We start from the raw sequence: 3,856 nt of genomic DNA on the forward strand, positions 1-3,856 counted from the left end.
TTCACTACGTCTCCGAAAAGGAGGGCGCCCTCGCCCAGGAGATCGACCGCCTGCTGGCGGCTGGCGAGGCGATCACCGAGACCGTCGGCGAGGCCCTGGCCGCCCAGTTCCTGCCCGAGGCCAAGCTGAACGGCGACATCCTGGAAGCCGGCGACGTCCTGTCCAAGGAATTGCAGTCGGTCACCGCCGCCATCGACGCCGCCCAGCGGTCCAGCGAGGAATACGGCCATGAACTGGCCATCGCCTCCGGTCGCCTGGAAGACGACGACGCCAACACGGTCAAGTCGGTGGTCGAAGACCTGACCGCCGCCACCCGCAAGGCGCAGGGCGAAAACGCGGCCCTGGAAAGCCAACTCGCCGACACCACCGCCGAGCTCGGCCGCCTGCGTGAAAGCCTCGACCAGGTGCGCCGCGACGCCATGACCGACGGCCTGACAAACCTGGCCAACCGCAAGGCCTTCGACGAAGGCCTCGAAAGCGCCTGCGAGCACGCCGACGCCGTTGGCCAGGGCATGACGCTGGCGATCATCGATATCGACCATTTCAAGGGCTTCAACGACGCCTGGGGCCACCAGATCGGCGACCAGGTGCTGCGCTACGTGGCCAGCGTCATCGGCCGCATGGGGGCGACGCCGCGCATGGCCGCCCGCTACGGCGGCGAGGAGTTCGCGATCATCTTCCCGGCCGAGAACGGCCGCACCGCCAAGGCCGTGCTCGAGGAGATCCGCGAGGAGGTCTCGTCGCGCTCCCTGAAGCGACGGTCCACCAACGAGGATCTGGGCACCATCACCGTCTCGGCCGGCTATGCCGAGCGGATCGCCGGCGAGACCGCCATGAGCCTGGTGGAGCGGGCCGACGCGGCGCTCTACGCCTCCAAGCACGCCGGCCGCAACCGCACCACCGCGGCCCAGGCCATGGCGGCGGTGGTCGCCGCGGCCTAGGGATTGGAACTCATCCGGCCTTCGCCTGAATGAGCGGGCGCCGGCCGGCGCAACGCTTTCAGCTAGGCTTCCGCAAGGGTAAAGTCCTTTAGATCGAGCGATAGTCTCGAGCTGGAGGAATTCCCATGGACGGCGCCCAATCGCCCGCAAAGGTCCGGACCGAGGTCCAGGGCAAGATCGGCATCATCACCCTCAACGACCCCGCCACGCTGAACGCCGCCGGGGTCGAGCTGATGGACGGCCTGACCGCGGCCTTCCAGGGCTTCGTGGCCGATCCGGCCGTCCGCGCCATCGTGCTCACCGGCGAGGGCCGCGGCTTCTGCTCCGGCGCCAACCTGTCCGGCGGCGGCGGGCGGATCACCGAAAACCCCACCGGCCCCAATCAGTCGCTGATCAAGGTCTACAACCCCTTCGTCAGCGCGGTCCGGAAGTCGCCCAAGCCCCTGGTCGCCGCGGTCAACGGCGTGGCCGCCGGCGTCGGCGCCTCCCTGGCCCTGGTCTGCGACCTGATCGTCGCCGCCGAGAGCGCCTATTTCCTGCAGGCCTTCCGCCGCATCGGCCTGGTGCCCGACGGCGGCGCGACCTACCTGCTGCCGCGGCTGGTGGGCAAGGCCCGGGCCATGGAGCTGACCCTGCTGGGCGAGAAGCTGCCGGCCAGGACCGCGCTCGAGTGGGGCATGATCAACCGCTGCGTCCCCGACGCGGAGCTGATGCCGACGGCCATGGCGCTCGCGACCCAGCTTGCCGACGGCCCGATCTCGCTCGGCTACACCCGCAACCTGATCTGGGCCTCCATGGACGCCGCTTGGCACGACCAGGTCGAGGCCGAGGCCTATGTGCAGGGCGACGCCTCCCGCACCGAGGACGCCCGCGAAGGCATCATGGCCTTCGTCCAGAAACGCCCCGCCGAGTTCAAGGGCCGCTGAGCAGGTCCACGAACCCGGCCCTGGGACGATGACCGACCGCCCCTAGCGCGTCCGCACCACTGCGAACGCGATCGCCACCGCGACCAGGCACAGGGCCAGAACGATCGCGGCGCTGCGCAGCGCCAGCTTCAGCAGGCTGAGCTGCAGCGCCCATCGCGGCCAGGGCCCGTGCACCACCCGGTAGTCGGCGTCAACGTCTGGCGGTCGTTCGGAGTCCATCGCCCATGATGGCCCGCGGCGGCGCGCAAGTCACCGCGCGCGACGCGAGCAGGGTCGCCCACCCTCCCTTGTCGCGCGAGTCGCCTCACGGCAGATTCCCCTGAGAGGCGATTAACCGACATAGATCAAGGGCTTGGAGGCCCAAAACCGCCATTTTGGGGATGGACTCCGAGAGAACGCGGGTATTTTTTTAGTCCGGGCCTGGAAAGAACGCCGCGGAAATCCGCGGCCCTGATGGGGTGATTGCGATGTTCGCCAAATTCGCCGCCGCCGGCGCAGTGTTCGCTTCCGCCGTCCTGTTCGCCTCGACCGCGAGCGCGACCCTGATCCACGACTACGAACTCAACGGCAACCTGCACGACTCTGCGGGCGGCGCCGACATCGTCAGCAATGGCGGAACCCTGGGCGCTTCGGGCGTCACCTTCGGCGCCAACCAGGGGCTCGCCATCGGCGGCTACAGCAACACCGGCGTCTACACGATCGCCACGCGGTTCGACTTCGACCAGACCACCGGCTACCGGAAGATCCTCGACTTCAAGGACCTCGCCTCGGACAACGGCCTCTACAACCTCAACACCGCCCTGGTCTTCTACAATGACGCTTTCGGAGCCGTGGGCGCGATCAACCCGGGAACCCTCGTCGATGTGGTCCTGACCCGCAACAGCGGGGGCGTGACCACCGGCTACATCAACGGCGTCGAGGCCATCCAGTACACCGACGGCATCGGCGACTCGGTGATCCAGGACACGCTCAACCTGTTCGTCGACGACCACGTCACCGGGCAAGGCGAGGCTTCGAGCGGGTTCGTGGACTATGTCCGCACCTACGACACCGCGCTCAACGCCGATCAGGTCAGGCTCCTGACCGACGCACCGCCGGTGATCGGCCCCGGCGTCCCCGAGCCTGGCGCCTGGGCGATGATGATCCTGGGCCTTGGCGGCGTGGGCGCCCTGTTGCGCCGGCGCCGCCAGCAACCCGCCCTGGCCTGAGCCGTCCGTCCGTCCGTCCGTCCGCAATTCTTGCGAATCCCCCGTCGTCGAGAGACCCGGGGTATTCGTTTTAGCGTTGCGTCAACGGTTTAGGGCGTGAGAATGGACAGGTTGTCGCACCCTCGGCACCGTTGTTTACCTTGGTCCCATGATGGATCGTCTCGCCGGCCGCCACGCCCTGATCATAGAGGATGAGATCCTCATCGCGCTCGAGGTCGAAAGCCTGTTGTACGACTTCGGCTTCGAGAGCTGCGACATCGTCGACAATCCCGCCGACGCGGTGAAAAGCGCCCTGGCCCACCGGCCGGACCTGGTCACGGCCGACCTGCGCATCCTGGGCGGCACCGGCGTCGAAGCCGTCGCGGCCATCACCGAGAAGCTCGGCCCCGTGCCGCACATCTATGTGACCGGCAACGCCGACATGCTGACCGGGAAGACCGCCGCCCCGGTGGTCGACAAGCCCCTCACCCGCCGCGCCCTGGCCGAAGCCTGCGACCGCGCCTGCGCGGCCTAGACCTGCGCCGGCCGAAGGGCCGGCGGCGATCCGGCGGCGCCGCAACCTAGGATTTGTGGCTCTGATAACGCTGTTGCGCGATATTCGCGCCGCGCGTTTCCGAACCCTCAGGCTCCGGGATTGCGCCAGGGCGTCGTCCGGCGAAAGCTAGGCGACGCCTTTTGAATTTGAAAGCGCGCCCGACGAAGCCGAGACCCGGTCGACCCTATGCCTCCGCGGCCAGCTCGCTCACGAAGTCCGGCAACCAGGGATTGCGGCCCGGCTTCA

At 68.3% G+C, this 3,856-nt stretch carries 5 protein-coding genes; 4 read left to right on the forward strand and 1 reads right to left on the reverse strand.

Going from position 1 to position 3,856, the window contains the following annotated elements:
- Together VNW53_RS11765 and VNW53_RS11770 are read left to right on the forward strand one after the other, a co-directional pair.
- The coding region (locus tag VNW53_RS11765; protein ID WP_325555855.1) for a diguanylate cyclase at positions 1-941 on the forward strand (941 nt) is incomplete at its 5' end.
- A 125-nt stretch (positions 942-1,066) separates the two neighbouring features.
- Positions 1,067-1,867, forward strand: coding sequence for an enoyl-CoA hydratase/isomerase (locus tag VNW53_RS11770; protein WP_325555856.1), 801 nt, complete (start codon positions 1,067-1,069; stop codon positions 1,865-1,867).
- A 42-nt stretch (positions 1,868-1,909) separates the two neighbouring features.
- Here the strand turns inward: VNW53_RS11770 and VNW53_RS11775 are convergent, their stop codons facing one another.
- Positions 1,910-2,086, reverse strand: coding sequence for a hypothetical protein (locus VNW53_RS11775; RefSeq protein WP_325555857.1), 177 nt, complete (start codon positions 2,084-2,086; stop codon positions 1,910-1,912).
- 248 nt (positions 2,087-2,334) lie between these two features.
- Between VNW53_RS11775 and VNW53_RS11780 the strand changes: the two genes are divergently transcribed.
- On the forward strand, positions 2,335-3,075 hold the full coding sequence (locus tag VNW53_RS11780) for a PEPxxWA-CTERM sorting domain-containing protein (RefSeq protein ID WP_325555858.1): 741 nt from the start codon (positions 2,335-2,337) through the stop codon (positions 3,073-3,075).
- Positions 3,076-3,226: 151 nt separating this feature from the next.
- Positions 3,227-3,589: a response regulator gene (locus tag VNW53_RS11785; protein WP_325555859.1), complete on the forward strand. Its 363-nt coding sequence runs from the start codon at positions 3,227-3,229 to the stop codon at positions 3,587-3,589.
- The last annotated feature ends 267 nt before the right edge of the window (positions 3,590-3,856 follow it).

The sequence above is a fragment of the Phenylobacterium sp. genome (genome assembly GCF_035569475.1).
In the GTDB taxonomy this organism is placed as follows: Bacteria; Pseudomonadota; Alphaproteobacteria; order Caulobacterales; family Caulobacteraceae; genus Phenylobacterium.

Excerpts from the sequence above, each read along its gene's own strand:
- VNW53_RS11770 (WP_325555856.1), top strand. The coding sequence starts at position 1,067 with ATGGACGGCGCCCAATCGCCCGCAAAGGTCCGGACCGAGGTCCAGGGC.
- VNW53_RS11775 (WP_325555857.1), bottom strand. The coding sequence starts at position 2,086 with ATGGACTCCGAACGACCGCCAGACGTTGACGCCGACTACCGGGTGGTG.
- VNW53_RS11780 (WP_325555858.1), top strand. The coding sequence starts at position 2,335 with ATGTTCGCCAAATTCGCCGCCGCCGGCGCAGTGTTCGCTTCCGCCGTC.
- VNW53_RS11785 (WP_325555859.1), top strand. The coding sequence starts at position 3,227 with ATGGATCGTCTCGCCGGCCGCCACGCCCTGATCATAGAGGATGAGATC.